Raw genomic sequence first — 16,564 nt, 5'->3', positions numbered from 1 at the left:
TGGCGGGGGCGGCGGGGAGCGGGGTCGGCTGCATCATGCGCCCATGAGGCGAATCCGCGGGCGAAAATCAAGCCGTCCGGCTCAGGCCGCCGCACCGCGCAGGCGCGACAGGCCATGCCAGGCCGGCGCGATCACGAAGCTCGTCAGCGGAATCAGCAGGCCGCCGACGACGAGGCCGACGAGACCGGAGCCGGCGGCCGTCACCAGCCATTCGGCAAGGCCGGACAGGGCGGGCGGCAGCAGGCCGGCGACCGCTTCGGAGGCCGCATGCAGGGCGTGGGCGACCTGCGGCAGGCCGTAGGTCTCGAGCCCGTGGACCAGGATGCCGCCGCCGACCCAGATCATCGCCGCCGTGCCGACGATGGCGAGCAGGGCCAGGAACGGCGGCATCCCGGTGACGATGCCCCGGCCGAGCGCGCGGGTGACGCTGCCGAACGCGGAGGTGGAGGTGCTCGCCGCCATCGCCAGACCGGCGTCGTCCGCCTTCACGATCAGCGCCACCGCGCCGTAGACGAAGGCGGTGATGCCGACGGCCACCAGTGCCATCACGGCGGCCTTCGTGGCGACGCCGCCGTCGGGCAGCACCGCCAGGGTGATCGCCATGATCTCGGCCGAGAGGATGAAGTCGGTCTTGATCGCGCCCGAGACCTTGCGGTCCTCCATTGCCCGGCCGTCGCCGGCGGCATCGCGCGGGGTGTCGTCGGCGTGGCCGGCATGCGGGAACAGCGCCTCGTAGACCTTCTCGGCGCCCTCGTAGCAGAGGTAGGCGCCGCCGAGCATCAGCAGCGGCGTGATCGCCCAGGGCGCGAAGGCGCCGAGCGCCAGGGCGGCCGGGAGCAGGAACAGCAGCTTGTTGCGCAGCGACCCCAGCGCGATCCTGCCGACGATCGGCAGCTCGCGCTCGGCGGCGAAGCCGACGACGTAGCGCGGCGTCACCGCCGCATCGTCGATCACCACGCCGGCCGCCTTCACGCCGGCCTTGGCCGCCTGGGCGGCGACGTCGTCGAGCGAGGCCGCGGCGACCTTGGCGATCCCGGCGATGTCGTCGAGAAGGGCGATCAAACCGATGCTCACGTGACGGCGTCCTCCGAGGTACAGAGCCTTCTGTGCAGAGGACGTTCACGAAGTCGAGATCGGATCGCCGTCCGTCGTGGCGGCACGACCGCAGCCATCGAGGAAAAGCGTCAGTTCGTGGGCTCGCCGGCGGAGACCTTCGCGGTCCAGTCGTCGAAGGCGATCACCGGCTGGCGCTGCTCGCCCAGCCCCTCGATGCGCACGATCATCTCGTCGCCGGCCTTGAGATAGCGCGGCGGCTTCATGCCGAGGCCGACGCCGGGCGGGGTGCCGGTGGTGATGACGTCGCCGGGCTCGAGCATCATGAAATGCGAGACGTAGGCGACGAGCTGGGGCACGTCGAAGATCATCGTCGCGGTCGAGCCGGTCTGCATCCGCTGCCCGTTCACGTCGAGGCTCATCGCGAGGTTGCCGAGGTCGGGGATCTCGTCGAGGGTCACGAGCCACGGGCCGAGCGGCCCGAAGGTCGGGCAGCCCTTGCCCTTCGTCCAGGTCGGACCGCGCTCCATCTGCCATTCGCGCTCGGAAACGTCGTTGCAGATGCACACGCCCGCCACGTAGTCGAGCGCCTCGTTGGCGTGGACGTAGGAGGCGCGGGAGCCGATCACCACGGCGAGCTCGACCTCCCAGTCGGTCTTGGCCGATCCCTTGGGGATGATCACCGTGTCGTTGGCGCCGACGATGCAGGACGGCGCCTTGTTGAAGACGATCGGCTCGGACGGGATCGGCGAGCCGGTCTCGGCGGCGTGATCCGCGAAGTTCAGGCCGATCGCGACGAAGTTGCGGGTGCCGCCGACGCAGGGGCCGAGCCGGGTCGAAGCCGGCAGGAGCGGCAGCGTCTCCGGGTCGATCACGCGCAGGCGGTCGAGCGCTTCGGGCGAGAGCCCGGGCCCGGCGATGTCGCGCAGGACCGCGGACAGGTCGCGCAGGCCGCCGTTCCCGTCGATCAGGCCCGGCTTCTCGTCCCCCGTCGCTCCGTGCCGAACCAGCTTCATGTGCGCCCCCCGTTTCGAACAATCCTGACGCGGAAGGTGGTCGACGCGGCAGGCGGGTCAAGCCGACGCTCAAGCCTTCATGCGCACGTAGGTGCCGGGGGCGGGCGCCAGCGAGGGCAGCGCGTCGCCGCCGGGCTTGCGGGCGGGCACGCGCTCGGGCGCCTGCGCCTCGAGCCACTTGAACCAGTACGGCCACCACGAGCCCTTGGTCTCGGTGGCGGCCCCGAGCCAATCCTCCAGGCGCCCTTCCGCCTTTCCGCCGGTCCAGTAGCCGTATTTCGGCTTGGAGGGCGGGTTGACGACGCCGGCGATGTGGCCGGAGCCGGCCAGCACGTAGTCCACCGGGCCGCCGAACTTCGAAGAGCCCTCGAACACCGAGATCGCCGGCGCGATGTGGTCCTCGCGGGTGGCGAGGTTGAACACCGGCACCGTCACCTTCTTCAGGTCGAGGCGGATGTTGCCGAGCACCATCCGGCCCTGCGCGAGGTTGTTCTCGAGGTAGCAGTTGCGCAGGTAGAAGGCGTGGTTGGCCGCCGGCATGCGGGTGGCGTCGGCGTTCCAGTACAGCAGGTCGAAGGCGCTCGGCGGCTTGCCCTTGACGTAGTTGTTGACGACGTAGGACCAGATCAGGTCGTTCGGCCGCAGCATGTTGAACGCGTTGGCCATCTTGGCGCCGTCGAGGTAGCCCCGCTCGGCCATCTGGGTCTCGATCTGCCGGATCTGCCCCTCGTCGGCGAAGACCTTGAGGTCGCCGGCATGGGTGAAGTCGACCTGCGTCGTCAGGAGGGTCGCGCTCTTGATGCGCTTGTTGCCGGTGGCGGCCTGCATCGCGAGCGTGACGGAGAGCAGCGTGCCGCCGACGCAGTAGCCGGCCGCCGCCACTTCCGTCTCGCCGGTGGCGACGCCGATCGCGTCGATCGCCGCCTCGATGCCCTCGCGCATGTAGGACTCGAAGTCCTTGTCGCGGTGGCGCTCGTCCGGGTTGACCCAGGAGATCACGAAGACGGTGAGGCCCTGGTCGACCATCCAGCCGATCAGGCTTTTCGCCGGATTCAGGTCGAGGATGTAGAACTTGTTGATCCACGGCGGCACGATCAGGAACGGGCGCTTCAGCACCGTCTCGGTGCGCGGCGCGTACTGGATCAGCTCCATCAGGTCGTTGCGGAACACCACCTCGCCGGGCGTCACCGCGACGTCGACGCCGAACTCGAACGCGTTCCGGTCGGTCTGGCGCACCCGCAGCTCGCCGGCGCCGGCCTCGATGTCCTCCTGCAGCATCTTCATGCCGCGGACGAGGTTGGCGCCGTTCTCCTGCAGCGTGTGCCGGATCAGCTCGGGGTTGGTCATCACGAAGTTCGAGGGCGAGAGCGCGCCGGCGAGCTGGCGCAGGTAGAACTGCGCCTTGTGGCGGGTGTGCTCGTCGATGCCCTCGGCCTCGTTCACCAGGCCTTCGGCCCAGCGGGTGGTGATCAGGTAGCCCTGCTTGATGAAGTCGAAGTACGGGTTCGACGACCATTCGGCGTCGGCGAACCGCGCATCCTTCGGCTCGGGTTGCGCCACCGGCTCGGCCTCCTGGCCCTGGAGGCGCATCCACGTCGTGCCCCACAGAGCGACGAAGGCCTCGCTGAGCTTGGCCTGCGCCTCGAGCGTCCGCTTCGGATCGGAAAGCCACGTCTCGGCCACGGTGCCGAGGGTGCGCACGAGCTCGCTCGCCTCCTGCGGCGGCTTGGGCTGGACCGGCAGGCCGTCCTCGGGAGCGACGTAGCGCGCGGCGGCCCGTCCGAGCTGTTCCATGAACTGGCCCGCATTGCGCGAGAGGGCCTCGAAATCGAGCATCGCGGGCGTCGTCGGCTGCGTCGTCACGCGTGATCCACTCCCTGGCTTCGTCCGCGCCGGCAGCGCGGGCGGACCCGAGCACCCGCCCCGGAGGGCGGTCCGAGCCTCGTTTCCGCCAAATTAACGCGCCAACCCCGAATTTGCCCAGCGCGGCAGGCGCGAACGGCGATATAACTGCGGCATGACCTCAACTTGCGACAAGGTTCCGGATCCCGGCACGACTTCTCCGGGCAGGCCGTCGAATCCGTCCGGCTCCGCAGCGCAGGGCATCGCGTTCCGGCGCCTCCTCGGCACGCTCGCGCTCTGCGCGGCGGCAGCCACGGGCGCCTGCTCCTCCGACCTCTCGCCGATCAAGACGCTGGCGGTCGAGGCCGGCTACGGCCCGAAGGCCGTCGCCGCGCCGGACTTCGTCGCGAACTCGCGGCCGAAGGGCGGGACCGAGTTCATGCCGGTCGGCGTCTCCGCTCCGGCACGTCCGGTGCGGGCGAAGTCGGCCGAGAGCCAGAAGGCGCTGGAAGCCGAGCTCGAAGGCGCCCGCGGCCGCAACGAATCGCGGGGCCGGGCCGCGGAGAGCGCCGGCAAGGCGACGAAGCCGGCGAGCGCGCCGGCCCAGCCGGCACAATAAGGCCGATATTCGGGGTCGGCGGCAGGCCGCTTCGATGTTAGAAAGGCCGACCGCCACCCGTCGGGGCCGCCAGTGCCGCCCCGCGGGATCCGCGCCGATGGACAGATGGCCATGACCGATTTTCACCGCATCAAGCGCTTGCCCCCCTACGTGTTCGAGCAGGTCAATCGGATCAAGGCCGCCGCCCGCGCCAACGGCGCCGACATCATCGACCTCGGGATGGGCAACCCGGACCTCGACGCACCCAAGCACGTCATCGCCAAGCTGTGCGAGACGGCCGGGCGCCCGCGCACCGACCGCTACTCGGCCTCGAAGGGCATCGCCGGCCTGCGCCGCGCCCAGGCGGGCTACTACCAGCGCCGCTTCGGCGTGAGCCTGAACCCCGACACCCAGGTGGTCGCCACCCTCGGCTCGAAGGAAGGCTTCGCCAACATGGCGCAGGCGATCACCGCGCCGGGCGACGTGGTGCTGGTGCCGAATCCGAGCTACCCGATCCACGCCTTCGGCTTCCTGATGGCGGGCGGCGTGATCCGCTCCGTCCCGGCCGAGCCGACGCCCGCGTTCTTCCCGGCGCTGGAGCGCGCCATGGCGCACTCGATCCCGAAGCCGGTGGCCCTGGTGGTCTGCTACCCGTCGAACCCGACGGCCTACGTGGCGACGCTCGACTTCTACCGGGACCTCGTCGCCTTCGCGAAGCGCCACGAGATCATCCTGCTCTCGGACCTCGCCTATGCCGAGGTGTATTTCGACGGCGAGCCGCCGCCCTCGGTGCTGCAGGTGCCGGGTGCGATCGACGTGACGGTGGAGTTCACCTCGCTGTCGAAGACCTATTCCATGGCTGGCTGGCGCATGGGCTTCGCCGTCGGCAACGAGCGCCTGCTCGCCGCGCTGTCGCGGGTGAAGTCCTACCTCGATTACGGCGCCTTCACGCCGATCCAGGTCGCGGCCACCGCCGCGCTCAACGGGCCGGACGATTGCATCCAGGAGATGCGGGCGATCTACAGGAAGCGCCGCGACGCGCTGGTCGAGTCCTTCGGCAAGGCCGGCTGGAAGATCCCGGCGCCCGCCGCCTCGATGTTCGCCTGGGTGCCGATCCCGGAGAAGTTCAAGGCGCTCGGCAGCCTCGAATTCTCGAAGCTCCTCCTCGAGAAGTCGGACGTCGCGGTGGCGCCCGGCATCGGGTTCGGCGAGTTCGGCGACGACTTCGTCCGCATCGCCCTCGTCGAGAACGAGCAGCGCATCCGCCAGGCGGCCCGCAACGTCCGCCGCTTCCTCGAGACCGCGGACAAGACGCTGCACAACGTCGTGCCGCTGGCCAAGAGCGCCTGATCCCGATTGTTGCGGCGGGGCGACAGGCCCGGCCAAAGCGCGATGGGTGTGCTGCATGTGCTTGTCACCCGCCGGCCCCGTGCGCAGGGTCGGCGGCAATGATCCGCACTCGCGTCCCCGAGGCTTGCATGCGTCGCCTGTCCCTGCCCGCCGCCCTGCTGCTGGCGGCAGCCGCCTCGGCCTGCGCGCCGAACCCGATCGTCGCCCGCGACCCGATCCCGGCGCCGGGCCCCAATGCGGCCTTCGCCTGCGATTCGCGCCCGCTGGTGCTGAACGCCTTCGACACGACCTGCAAGCCGATCGCCCGGCAGCCGGCGGTCGTGCTGCATTCCAAGGGCTGATCGAGGCCGATCGAGAGCCGACCGACCGGGGCTTCCGGTCGGTTTTTCCGGGGGCGACGCCGCGGCCGGCGCGTCGCGGCGACGGACACGCGGCCGCGCATCGGGCATGATGCCCCGACGATCGAACCCGCCCCTCAGCGACGGAGTACGCGATGAACACCTTCCTCCGACACGGCCTCGCCGCCGGCCTGTTCGCGCTCGCCGGTGCCGGTGCCGCCCAGGCCCAGTCCGGGGCCTACGTGTTCCAGGGTCCGGACGGCCCCACGGTGCTGCAGGTCGACGGCGCCAACCGCCCGATCGTCCCGCCCGCGCGCCCCGACCTCGCGGTGCCGGCGATCGCCGTGCCGCAGGTGATGAACGGCGGCGGCTACGGCATCACCGGCTTCAACTACTACGACAGCGGCCTCATGGAGGGCCGCACCGATCCCCGCGCCAAGCGGCGCTACGTGCTGGCACCGGCCTGGATCGCCGGCTACGGCCAGCACTGACGGGCTCGACGCGGCGCGCTATTTTTCCAACGTGCCGCGCGATCCGGCTCAGTCCTTCGACGGGTCGTGGCCCCAGTTCATCAGCGACAGCGCCCAGGCCGAGTCGGGATCGTTGCGCGACTTGCCGCCCTGCGCGAGGTGCCGGCGGACGTAGCCGACGACCTTGCGCATGTGGCCGTAATCGTCGTCCGTGAGGTCGGCCTTCTTCTTGGCCTTGATCTCGAGGATGCGGCGCCCCTCCTTGTGCCCGGTGGCCTCGCCGCCGCCGGACTTCTGCCCAACCGACTTGCTGGCGTCGGAGTCGAGATGCTTCCTCAAGGCGGCGGGCGTCATGTTCACCGCCGCGTCGAACTCCTTCCGGGTCTGCTCGCGGTCGTGCTCGGCGTCGTCCCGCGAATCCTTGTCCTCGGCCTTCGTCATCGCGCGTCCCTCCCGATCGGGGTGAAAATCCCCGGTCAACGCACGAGTCGGCTATGGTTTCACGGATCGGCGCGGGTGGGAGCGTCGCATGAGCTCGGCACGCGCCATGGGATGGGAGCCGTTTACAGGGGCGCCCGCCGCCGGTATCACCCCGCTCGACCTCTTTGAGCCCCCGACACAAGCGACACACCCTCGAAATGCGCGCCGAGATCGAGCAAGCCTCGGATGCCGCCAAGCAGTCGATCGGACTGCTGAGGAGGCATCTTTGACTGGGATACCGTCGATAAACGACTCGCGGAGCTGAATGCGGCGTCCGAGAACCCGGAACTGTGGAACGACGCCGACGCCGCGCAGAAGGTGATGCGCGAGCGCCAGCAGCTCGACGAGGCCGTGGCCGCCATCCGCAAGCTCGAGCAGGATCTCGACGACGGGGCGATGCTGATCGAGCTCGGCGAGACGGAGGGCGACGAGGCCTCGATCCGCGAGGGCGAGGCCACGATCCTCACCGTAGAGAAGGAGGCGGCCGGCCGTCAGGTCGAGACGCTGCTGTCGGGCGAGGCCGACGGCTTCGACACCTATCTCGAGGTCCATGCGGGCGCCGGCGGCACCGAGAGCCAGGATTGGGCCAACATGCTTCAGCGCATGTACGGCCGCTGGGCCGAGCGCCGGAAGTACAAGGTCGACATCGTCGAGTGGTCGGACGGGGAAGAGGCCGGGATCAAGGGCGCGACGCTCCTGATCAAGGGCCACAACGCCTACGGCTGGCTCAAGACCGAGTCCGGCGTGCACCGCCTGGTGCGCATCTCGCCCTACGATTCGAGCGCGCGGCGGCACACCAGCTTCGCCTCCGTCTGGGTCTACCCGGTGATCGACGACCGGATCGAGATCGAGATCAAGGAATCCGACTGCCGGATCGACACCTACCGGTCGTCGGGCGCGGGCGGGCAGCACGTCAACACCACCGACTCGGCGGTGCGCATCACCCACAACCCGACCGGGATCGTGGTGGCGTGCCAGCAGGAGCGCTCGCAGCACAAGAACCGGGCGACCGCCTGGAACATGTTGCGCGCCCGCCTGTACGAGGCCGAGCTGAAGAAGCGCGAGGAGAAGGCCAACGCCGAGGCCGCCTCCAAGACCGACATCGGCTGGGGCCACCAGATCCGCTCCTACGTGCTGCAGCCCTACCAGCTCGTGAAGGACCTGCGCACCGGCACGCAGTCGACCGACCCGGACGAGGTCCTCGACGGCGACATCGACCCCTTCATCGAGGCGTCGCTGGCGCAGCGCCTGTACGGGGCGACGGAGAAGGTCGAGGACATCGACTGAGGCGGCAGGACGGGAACCGTTTTTCGTCCATCGAACCCTTGCCATTCCGGGCTCGCCTCGGGCGCCCCGGAATGGCGGGACACGCGACGTCGCGCCGGCCGCGACGTCAGGGCCCACCGCCCTTGGCGAGTTCGCGCCCCGCCTCCAGGAACCCCAGCGGGTCGACCGGCTCGCCGTCGATCCGGGTCTCGTAGTGCAGGTGCGCGCCGGTCGAGCGCCCGGTCGAGCCGACGCGGCCGACCAGATCACCGGCGCGGAGCCATTGGCCGGCCCGTACCGCCATGCGTGACAGGTGCGCGAAGCGCGTGACCACGCCGTGGCCGTGGTCGATCTCCACCATGTTGCCGTAGCCGCCAGTGGCCTCCGCCGTGACGACGCGCCCGGGCGCGGTGGCCAGCGCTGGCTCGCCCATCTCCGCCTTCAGGTCGAGCCCGGTATGCAGCGCGAGCCCCCGCGTGAACGGGTCGAGCCGCGGCCCGAAGGTGCTGGCCACGCCGCGGTCGCGCGGCAGCGGGCGGTCGAGCGGCAGGCGGGCGGCGAGCCGGCGCAGCGCCTGGGCATCGCCGACGGTGCGGGACGCGACCGCGAGGGCGTCGGCGAACAGGCTCGGATCGATCGGCACGAGCGGCCCGCCCAGGCCCGCCGCGGCCGGACGCTGCAGGTCGATTCCGGTCCGCTCCAGGGCGCGGCGCAGGCGTCCGAGATCGCTCGCCGCCCGCTCGGTGATGCGATCGAGCCCGAGCACCTGCGCCGCCGCGAGGCCGTCGAGCCGCCCGGCGAGGGCCGCAACCTGCAGGTCGGTCTCGCGCGCGCTGCGACGCCCGGGCCGCGCCTCGACCCCGCGCAGGCCGAGATCGCTCTCGCCCGCCGAGGATGGGCCGGGCAGCGAACCGGTGGTCGGCGGATCGATCGGGTCGGACGACGCGTCGTCCGGCCGCGCGAGGCGGGCGAGCACGGCCTGCCGCCGCTCCAGATCGTTCTGGCGCGCCGTCAGCCCGTCGAGGCGCGCCGCGACGGCGACCTGCGCCTCCGCCCGCGCCGAGCCGCCGCGGTCGAGCTCGGCCCGCAACGCGGCGAGGCGCGCCTCGTAGGCCGTCTGCATCGCGCCCTGCCGCGCGACGAACCCGGCGAGGATGTCGTCGTGGAACACCACCAGCCCGCTCGCGCCGGCGGCCCACAGGCCGGTGACGAGAAGGGCAGCGGCGAGAAGCCGGCTCCTGCGGTGCGGAAGGCTGGCGGAAGGGGTCATCGATTCGGGCCCGATGCCGAGGGCGCCATCGAAGGCCGACAGGGTTAAGAAACCGAGAACCCTCATGCCTCCCTCGGGACGCGGGATCGGCTCAGGGGAGGGCGCGGGCGGCCTCGAGCACCTCCTCGGCATGGCCCGGCACCTTCACCTTCGGCCAGATCCGCGCGATGCGACCGTCTCGGTCGAGCAGCATCGTGGTGCGCTCGACGCCCATGTACTTGCGCCCGTACATGCTCTTCTCGACCCAGACGCCGTAGGCCTCGAGCATCGCCTTGCCCTCGTCGGAGGCGAGCGGGAAGGCGAGGTCGTGCTTGGACGCGAACTTGTCGTGGCTCTTCACCGGGTCGGGCGAGACCCCGATCACGACGGCGTCGGCCGCGTCGAAGTCGGCCAGCCTCGCGTTGAAGGCCTGCGCCTCCAACGTGCATCCGCTGGTGTCGTCTTTCGGGTAGAAGTAGAGCACGATCTTGTGACCGACGTGCTCGCCGAGCTGGAGCGTCTTGCCGCCGGAGCCGGGAAGGGTGAAGTCGGGAGCGCGTTCGCCTTGGGCGAGGGGCATCGTGCCATCCTTTCGGCCGATTGATGGTGTGCTTGGGCGCGGTGCCGGACCATCCGATGCCCGCGCTTCGGGCGCGAGAGCCGGACACGCTCCGGAAACGCGTCGTCACGAGGTTGCGTCCTAGAATGAGCGCACGTTGCGAAACAGCGGACGCGCCGATGCAAGGTCTTCATGCCTGAGGAAGAGGCCCGGCCTGAGGATACGCCCGGCGGCGGGCAGACGCGCAAGGCCGTTCGTTGCTGGACGCGGCGCTGCCTGTGGACGGCCGCCGCCCTCGTCGTCGTGCTCGGCCTCGGCCTCGGGGGCGGGGTCATGCGCCTCGCATACGGGCCCCTGCAGATCGACGGCCTGTCGGCGCGGGTCTCGTCGGCGCTCGCCGACCGGATCGGGCCGGGCTGGCGCATCAGCCTGCGCGACAGCACCCTCGAGCTCGACTCCGAGAACGCCCTGGCGCTGCGCGTCAGCGGGCTCGATATCTGCAACCCGCAGGGCGCCCTCGTGGTCCGCGCGCCGCTCGCCCTCGTCAGCATCGATCCCTGGAGCCTGCTGAAGCTCGCGCCGACGCCGCGCTCGATCGAGTTCCGCGACGTGCAAATGACGGCGCTCGTCCACCGCGACGGCTCGATCGCCTTCGCGGCCGCCGAGCCGGCGCATCCGGGCGACGCCTCGCCGCACACGCCGCCGAGCGTGGACGCGGCGCGCGGCATGGTCTCGCCGCTCTCGGCCGCAACGGCCTCGATCTTCGGCGTCGTGCTCGACTCCGCCGGCGTCGTCGGCGCGCTCGACCGCGCCCGCATCACCAATGCCCGCCTCACGCTGATCGACGACGACGCCCGCGAGCGCGCGGTGTTCGAGCACGTAAACGGCCTGTTCGGCCGGGACCCGAACCAGGACGCGCGCCTGTTCGAGCTGCGCATCGACGGGCCGCACGGGCAATGGCGCTTCGGCGGCACCCTACGCGAGGCCGGCGGCCCGCGCCGCACCGGGATCATCACCCTCGACGACCTGCCGGCCACCGACCTGCTGCTGCTCTCCGGCCAGTCGAAGCTGCCGATCACCACCGACCTGAAGCTCTCGGCGCGGGCCGACGTCGCCCTCGACGGCGGCCGCATCGAGGCGATGAAGGCGACGCTGCGCACCAGCGACGGCACCTTCCTCGTCGAGGAGAAGGACTTCAACCCGGTCACCGTCGAGAGCCTGAAGGCCACGGTGAGCTGGGACGAGACCGCCCGGGTGATGACGCTCGACGGGCTCGACTACCTCGGCGCCGGCAACGCGGTGAACCTCACCGGCACCTGGGCCGTGGCCAAGCCGGGCGAGGACTTCGCCTGGACCGCGACCCTGTCGAGCCGGAACGCGACGCTCCGGGGCGCCGCCCCCAAGGACAAGCCGATCACCATCGCGGCGATGGACGGGCACCTCACCGGCCGCGCCGGCGGCGTCGCGATCGACAGCTTCGCGATGAGCGGCGACGGCATCCACGGCAACATGTCCGGCACCCTCGGCACCACCTCCGACGACGACGGCCTCACGCTCCACGTCACCGCCAGCGACAGCGAGGCCCGCACGGCGCTGCGGCTCTGGCCGGAGAACATCGCGCCGGGCGCGCGCAACTACCTCGTCGACGAGCTGCGCGCCGCCCGCATCGAGGCGGTCGACATCACCGTCGACATGTCGGGCGCCGAGCTCGCCGCGGCGACGCGGGGCGACCCGATGCCGGACAACGCGGTGCATATCGACTTCCGTGTCTCGGACGCGACGCTCGAGGTCTCGCCCGACGCGCCGCCGCTGACCCGAGGCAACGTCGCCGGCACGATCACCGGACGCTCGACCCGGATCAGGAACGTCACCGCCGACATCCGCATGGCCGACGGGCGCGCGCTGAACATCACCGAGGGCGCCTTCGTCATCCCGGAGATTTCGCCCGACAAGGTCGTGGCGGATATCGGCCTTCGCCTGTCGGGCGGCGCCGACGCGCTGGCGGCCCTGCTGCAGACCAAGATGTTCAAGGCGCTGTCGGGCGTCGATCTCGACCCGTCGACGGTGAAGGGTCAGGCCGACCTGCGCATCGGCTTCCCGCTCGACCTCAAGCACATCCCCGACCTGCCCGACCTGCCGGTCGGCGTCTCGGGCACGCTGAACGACCTCGCTGTCGACAAGGTCGTCGGCAAGGACAAGCTCGAAGCCGGCCGCTTCGCCGTGACCTACGACCCGCGCGGCTTCACCCTGAAGGGCGACGCCAAGCTGTCGGGCGCGCCGGTCTCGATCGACATGCATCAGGCCAAGACCGGCGGCACCGGCGAGGTGCTGGTGAACCTGACCGTCGACGACGCCCTGCGGGCGCGCAAGGGCCTGCCGACGGCCCCCCAGTTGAGCGGCCCGATCGCGGTCAAGGCCACCATCCCGCTGGTCAAGGCCGGCGCCACGAAACCCCCGATCCGGGTCGAGGCCGACCTCGCCCGCGCCGGGATCGACGGCCTGCTGCCGGGCCTGAGCAAGGCCGCGGGCAAGGCCGGGCGCCTGACCTTCTCCCTGGTCGATACCGGCCCGGGGATGGACCTGCGCGACATCGCCCTCGATGCCGGCTCGACCACGGCCCGCGGCAGCGCCTCGATCACCGGCGAGGGCGGCCTCGAGCGGGCGGACCTGACCAACCTCAAGCTCTCGCCCGGCGACGACATGCGCGTCACGCTGGATCGCAACGGAACCGGCTACCGCGTCGCGGTGAAGGGGGCGGTGGCCGACGCGCGCCCGTTCCTGAAGATGCTGACCGCGCCCGAAGGCAAGTCGCAGCGGGACGCCAACCCGAAGGACATCGACGCCGACATCCAGCTCGGCATCCTCACCGGCTTCAACGAGGAGGCGCTGACCAACGCCAGCGTGAAGCTTTCCATGCGCGGCAAGGACGTGCGCGCGGCGGCGATGAGCGGCAAGTTCCGCTCCGCCCCCTTCGTCGCGAGCGTGACCAAGGGCGAGCGCGGCACGCCGACGCTGGCGATCGAATCCGGCGATGCCGGCGCGACGCTGCGCTTCGTCGACGTCTACCGGCGGATGTACGGCGGCCGGCTCAATCTCGGCATCGTGCTGAGCGACGGGCCGCAGGCCGGCGTGGTGCAGATCCGCGAGTTCGCGCTGCGCAACGAGCCGGCCCTCTCCAGCATCATGGCCCAGGGACCGGAGACGGTGGAGACCGTCGATGCCCGCGGGCGCAAGCGCACGGTCGCGGGGCAGGGCAGCGCGGTCTCGTTCGACCGGATGCGGGCGAACTTCGTCCGCTCGGGCTCGCGCGTCGACTTTTCCGATGCGGCGATCTCGAATGCGGCGATGGGCTTCACGCTGTCGGGTTTCCTCGACACCGCCCGCGAGCGCACCGACATCAACGGCACCTTCGTGCCACTCTACGGCCTGAACAACATCGTCTCGCAGGTGCCGCTGATCGGACCGCTCCTCGGCGGCGGCCACAACGAGGGCCTGTTCGCGGTCAACTTCCGGGTCGCGGGCAAGCTCAACGCGCCGGACGTCAGCGTGAACCCGCTCTCGGCGGTCGCGCCGGGCTTCCTGCGAAAACTCTTCAGCGCGGGCGGCGGCTCGAACTTCGCCGACGGCGTGCCCCCGGCGGTGCAGGGCGACCGCTGAGGCGGCCGATCCGCCGGCGGGCGGCCTACTCCGCGGGCGCCGACGGGCCGGCACCGGGCGACCCGTCGCAGGCTCCGGACGCGTAGGCGTTGATGATCGCGCCGAGCAGGCCCGGAAAGCGCGCCTCGACCTCGGCGTAGCGCGACTCGTTGCGCATCTCCACGCCGTGGCGCGCACTGCGGATCAAGCCGGCTTCGCGCAACACCTTGAAGTGCGTCGACAGCGACGATTTCGGGATCACCCGGTCTCCGAGGGCGGAGACGGCCGAGCACGCCTCGACGCAGCCCGCGCGCATGATCCGTGCGAAGATCGCCGCGCGGTTCGGATCGGACAGGGCGTGGAGGATCGCGTCCGGGCGCACGTCCTCCATCGCGGGATGGAACAGGGATCTCATGATTTCGGCATATGGGGGCTTGATCCGCGCGACATTAGTTCCGAAATCCCGAACTATGGGAATACGGCGGCCATCCCGGTGCCGGCCCATGCCGAGGGTTAGCATACATGTCCAAGCTCGCAGGCAAAGTCGCCGTCGTGACTGGCGCATCGAAGGGCATCGGTGCCGGCATCGCCAAGGCGCTGGCACAGGACGGCGCGGCGGTCGTCGTGAACTACGCATCGAGCAAAACCGGCGCGGAGGCGGTCGTCGCCGCGATCACCGCGGCCGGCGGCCGGGCGATCGCGGTCCAGGGCGACGTCTCCCAGGCCGCCCAGGCGCAAGCGGTGATCGAGGCGGCGGTGACGGCATTCGGCCGGCTCGACGTGCTGGTCAACAATTCCGGCGTCTACGACTTCGCGGCGATCGAGGAGATCACCGAGGCGCATTACCGCAAGCTGTTCGACGTCAACGTGCTCGGCGTGCTGCTGGCGACCCAGGCGGCCGCCAGGCACCTCGGCGAGGGCGGCAGCATCGTCAACATCTCGTCGGCGATCACCCACGTGCATACGCCGACGGCGGCGGTCTATGCCGGGACGAAGGGCGCCCTCAACGCGATCTCGGGGGTGCTCGCCAACGAGCTGGCGCCGCGCCGGATCCGGGTCAACACGGTCAGCCCGGGCTACGTGGTGACCGAGGGCACCCATTCGGCCGGCATCGCCGGATCCGAGATGGAAACCGGCTTCGTCGCGCAGACCCCGCTCGGCCGCGCCGGCGCGCCGGACGACATCGCCCGGGTGGTCGCCTTCCTCGCCTCCGACGACGCGCGCTGGCTCACCGGCGAGGTGATCACCGCGAGCGGCGGCATCCGCTGACGAACGGCCCCGCATAAAGACGAAGCCGAGCCCGGTCCGGGCCCCGCTTCGCCGCGAGCGGTCACGCCACGCGCAGCAGCACGTGGCGCTTCTTGCCGAACGAGAGCTTGATCACGCCGGTCTTGGCGAAGTCGGCGGTACGCAGCACGGCGCGCTCGTCGGTGAGGACCACGTCGTCGATGCGCAGGCCCCCGCTCTTGATCTGGCGGCGGGCCTCGCTCGTGGACGGCACCAGCTTGGCGTATTCCGGCCCGAAGGCGCTGAGCACGCCGAGGCCGGCATCGACGAGGTCGCGCGAGACGGTGACGCTCGGCAGGTCCTCGGCCAGCGTCCCCTCGACGAAGGTCTTCCGCGCGGTCTCGGCGGCGGCGTCCGCCGCCTCGCGGCCGTGCATCAGCGCCGTCGCCTCGGTGGCGAGCCGCACCTTGGCCTCGTTGATCCCGGCCCCGCCCTTCGCGGCGAGGTCGGCGATCTCGGGCAGCGGGAGGAAGGTGAACAGCTTGAGGAAGCGCGCGACGTCGGCATCCTCGGTGTTCCGCCAGAACTGCCAGTAATCGTACGGCTTCAGCATCCCGGCATCGAGCCAGACCGCGCCGGCGGCGGTCTTGCCCATCTTGGCGCCCGACGCGGTGGTCAGCAGCGGGCAGGTCAGCCCGAGCAGGCCCGGGACGCCCATGCGGCGGCCGAGATCGATGCCGTTGACGATGTTGCCCCACTGGTCCGACCCGCCCATCTGCATGGTGCAGCCGTGGCGGCGGTTCAGCTCGACGAAGTCGTAGGACTGGAGGATCATGTAGTTGAATTCCAGGAACGAGAGTTCCTGGTCGCGCTCCAGCCGCATCCGCACGCTGTCCATCGACATCATGCGGTTGACCGAGAAATGGCGACCGACGTCGCGCAGCATCTCGATGTAGTTCAGCTTGGTCAGCCATTCGGCGTTGTCGACCATGATCGCGCCGGTCGCCGAGCCGTCGAAGGCGAGGAACCGGGCGAAGGTCTTCTGGATGCCGGCCTTGTTGGCCTCGATCTGCTCCAGGCTGAGGATCTTTCGCGATTCGTCGCGCCCCGAGGGGTCGCCGACGCGGGTGGTGCCGCCGCCCATCAGCGCGATCGGCCGGCCGCCGGTCTTCTGCAGCCAGTGCAGCATCATGATCGACAAGAGGTGGCCGATATGGAGCGAGGCCGCGGTGCAGTCGTAGCCGACGTAAGCCGTGAGCCGCCCCTCGGCCGCGGCCGCGTCCAGCGCGGCGAAGTCCGAGCACTGGTGGACGTAGCCGCGCTCGCTCAGGACTTTCAGGAACTCGGATTTCGGCGCGAAGGGCTCGGCGGCGGTCATGGGAGGCTCGGACTTCTCGGTTCGAAGCGGGCGGCTCCGGCACGGGACCGGACCGGTCCTGCGCGCTGGCGCGTCCGCTCGCAAAAGGGCATGAGGCGGCTG

Annotated in this window: 15 protein-coding genes; 7 read left to right on the top strand and 8 right to left on the bottom strand. The window is 70.7% G+C overall.

The window, feature by feature from the left end; genetic code table 11:
• Positions 1-81 precede the first annotated feature (81 nt).
• From FV227_RS12110 to phaC, 3 genes are all read right to left on the bottom strand, one after another.
• A complete protein-coding gene (locus FV227_RS12110) occupies positions 82-1,074 on the bottom strand; it encodes a DUF808 domain-containing protein (protein ID WP_147859005.1) in 993 nt (330 codons plus the stop codon).
• Positions 1,075-1,184: 110 nt separating this feature from the next.
• On the bottom strand, positions 1,185-2,069 hold the full coding sequence (locus FV227_RS12105) for a fumarylacetoacetate hydrolase family protein (RefSeq protein ID WP_147729626.1): 885 nt from the start codon (positions 2,067-2,069) through the stop codon (positions 1,185-1,187).
• A 69-nt stretch (positions 2,070-2,138) separates the two neighbouring features.
• A complete protein-coding gene (gene phaC, locus FV227_RS12100) occupies positions 2,139-3,932 on the bottom strand; it encodes a class I poly(R)-hydroxyalkanoic acid synthase (protein ID WP_147859004.1) in 1,794 nt (597 codons plus the stop codon).
• A gap of 154 nt (positions 3,933-4,086) precedes the next feature.
• Between phaC and FV227_RS12095 the strand changes: the two genes are divergently transcribed.
• The 4 genes from FV227_RS12095 (at position 4,087) to FV227_RS12080 (ending at position 6,688) form a co-directional block, all read left to right on the top strand.
• On the top strand, positions 4,087-4,530 hold the full coding sequence (locus FV227_RS12095) for a hypothetical protein (protein ID WP_279603625.1): 444 nt from the start codon (positions 4,087-4,089) through the stop codon (positions 4,528-4,530).
• Positions 4,531-4,641: 111 nt separating this feature from the next.
• Positions 4,642-5,859, top strand: a complete 1,218-nt coding sequence (locus tag FV227_RS12090) for an LL-diaminopimelate aminotransferase (protein WP_147842879.1) — start codon at positions 4,642-4,644, stop codon at positions 5,857-5,859.
• A 128-nt stretch (positions 5,860-5,987) separates the two neighbouring features.
• Positions 5,988-6,200 carry a hypothetical protein gene (locus FV227_RS12085; protein WP_147728100.1) on the top strand — a complete coding sequence of 71 codons (213 nt, stop codon included), beginning with the start codon at positions 5,988-5,990 and terminating at the stop codon, positions 6,198-6,200.
• 152 nt (positions 6,201-6,352) lie between these two features.
• Entirely contained in the window at positions 6,353-6,688 is a 336-nt protein-coding gene (locus FV227_RS12080; protein ID WP_147728101.1) for a hypothetical protein, read from the top strand.
• 48 nt (positions 6,689-6,736) lie between these two features.
• Here the strand turns inward: FV227_RS12080 and FV227_RS12075 are convergent, their stop codons facing one another.
• A complete protein-coding gene (locus FV227_RS12075; protein ID WP_147728102.1) occupies positions 6,737-7,108 on the bottom strand; it encodes a DUF3140 domain-containing protein in 372 nt (123 codons plus the stop codon).
• 197 nt (positions 7,109-7,305) lie between these two features.
• Between FV227_RS12075 and prfB the strand changes: the two genes are divergently transcribed.
• A protein-coding gene (gene prfB / locus FV227_RS12070) for a peptide chain release factor 2 (RefSeq protein ID WP_147728103.1) occupies positions 7,306-8,434 on the top strand; the annotation gives its coding sequence in 2 pieces (ribosomal slippage) (positions 7,306-7,374 and positions 7,376-8,434; 1,128 coding nt in all).
• Between the two features lie 106 nt (positions 8,435-8,540).
• On the opposite strand, the gene FV227_RS12065 is transcribed toward prfB, so the two are convergent.
• Both FV227_RS12065 and FV227_RS12060 read right to left on the bottom strand, forming a co-directional pair.
• The gene (locus FV227_RS12065; protein WP_246686554.1) at positions 8,541-9,749 is read right to left on the bottom strand and encodes a M23 family metallopeptidase; all 1,209 of its coding nucleotides are present in this window, start codon (positions 9,747-9,749) and stop codon (positions 8,541-8,543) included.
• A 25-nt stretch (positions 9,750-9,774) separates the two neighbouring features.
• Positions 9,775-10,242, bottom strand: coding sequence for a peroxiredoxin (locus FV227_RS12060; protein ID WP_147726636.1), 468 nt, complete (start codon positions 10,240-10,242; stop codon positions 9,775-9,777).
• A gap of 312 nt (positions 10,243-10,554) precedes the next feature.
• Here FV227_RS12060 and FV227_RS12055 point away from each other — a divergent pair, with 312 nt between their 5' ends.
• The gene (locus FV227_RS12055) at positions 10,555-13,878 is read left to right on the top strand and encodes a DUF3971 domain-containing protein (RefSeq protein WP_246686555.1); all 3,324 of its coding nucleotides are present in this window, start codon (positions 10,555-10,557) and stop codon (positions 13,876-13,878) included.
• A gap of 25 nt (positions 13,879-13,903) precedes the next feature.
• Here FV227_RS12055 and FV227_RS12050 read toward each other — a convergent pair whose 3' ends face one another.
• Positions 13,904-14,272 carry a helix-turn-helix domain-containing protein gene (locus tag FV227_RS12050; protein WP_147726633.1) on the bottom strand — a complete coding sequence of 123 codons (369 nt, stop codon included), beginning with the start codon at positions 14,270-14,272 and terminating at the stop codon, positions 13,904-13,906.
• 107 nt (positions 14,273-14,379) lie between these two features.
• On the opposite strand from FV227_RS12050, the gene FV227_RS12045 reads away from it, so the two are divergent.
• Positions 14,380-15,126 (top strand): glucose 1-dehydrogenase, encoded by a 747-nt coding sequence (locus FV227_RS12045; RefSeq protein ID WP_147726631.1) that lies wholly within the window; start codon positions 14,380-14,382, stop codon positions 15,124-15,126.
• Positions 15,127-15,187: 61 nt separating this feature from the next.
• Here the strand turns inward: FV227_RS12045 and tyrS are convergent, their stop codons facing one another.
• The gene (gene tyrS / locus FV227_RS12040) at positions 15,188-16,462 is read right to left on the bottom strand and encodes a tyrosine--tRNA ligase (RefSeq protein WP_147726629.1); all 1,275 of its coding nucleotides are present in this window, start codon (positions 16,460-16,462) and stop codon (positions 15,188-15,190) included.
• Positions 16,463-16,564 lie beyond the last annotated feature (102 nt).

This window comes from Methylobacterium sp. WL119, assembly GCF_008039875.1.
Classification (GTDB): domain Bacteria; phylum Pseudomonadota; class Alphaproteobacteria; order Rhizobiales; family Beijerinckiaceae; genus Methylobacterium.
The sequence above is the reverse complement of the archived record's forward strand: the minus strand, read 5'-3'. Positions and strand labels throughout refer to the sequence as shown.

Excerpts from the sequence above, each read along its gene's own strand:
- FV227_RS12085 (WP_147728100.1), top strand. The coding sequence starts at position 5,988 with ATGCGTCGCCTGTCCCTGCCCGCCGCCCTGCTGCTGGCGGCAGCCGCC.
- FV227_RS12090 (WP_147842879.1), top strand. The coding sequence starts at position 4,642 with ATGACCGATTTTCACCGCATCAAGCGCTTGCCCCCCTACGTGTTCGAG.
- FV227_RS12060 (WP_147726636.1), bottom strand. The coding sequence starts at position 10,242 with ATGCCCCTCGCCCAAGGCGAACGCGCTCCCGACTTCACCCTTCCCGGC.
- tyrS (WP_147726629.1), bottom strand. The coding sequence starts at position 16,462 with ATGACCGCCGCCGAGCCCTTCGCGCCGAAATCCGAGTTCCTGAAAGTC.
- FV227_RS12105 (WP_147729626.1), bottom strand. The coding sequence starts at position 2,069 with ATGAAGCTGGTTCGGCACGGAGCGACGGGGGACGAGAAGCCGGGCCTG.
- FV227_RS12095 (WP_279603625.1), top strand. The coding sequence starts at position 4,087 with ATGACCTCAACTTGCGACAAGGTTCCGGATCCCGGCACGACTTCTCCG.
- FV227_RS12055 (WP_246686555.1), top strand. The coding sequence starts at position 10,555 with ATGCGCCTCGCATACGGGCCCCTGCAGATCGACGGCCTGTCGGCGCGG.
- FV227_RS12075 (WP_147728102.1), bottom strand. The coding sequence starts at position 7,108 with ATGACGAAGGCCGAGGACAAGGATTCGCGGGACGACGCCGAGCACGAC.
- FV227_RS12045 (WP_147726631.1), top strand. The coding sequence starts at position 14,380 with ATGTCCAAGCTCGCAGGCAAAGTCGCCGTCGTGACTGGCGCATCGAAG.
- FV227_RS12050 (WP_147726633.1), bottom strand. The coding sequence starts at position 14,272 with ATGAGATCCCTGTTCCATCCCGCGATGGAGGACGTGCGCCCGGACGCG.
- FV227_RS12065 (WP_246686554.1), bottom strand. The coding sequence starts at position 9,749 with ATGAGGGTTCTCGGTTTCTTAACCCTGTCGGCCTTCGATGGCGCCCTC.
- FV227_RS12080 (WP_147728101.1), top strand. The coding sequence starts at position 6,353 with ATGAACACCTTCCTCCGACACGGCCTCGCCGCCGGCCTGTTCGCGCTC.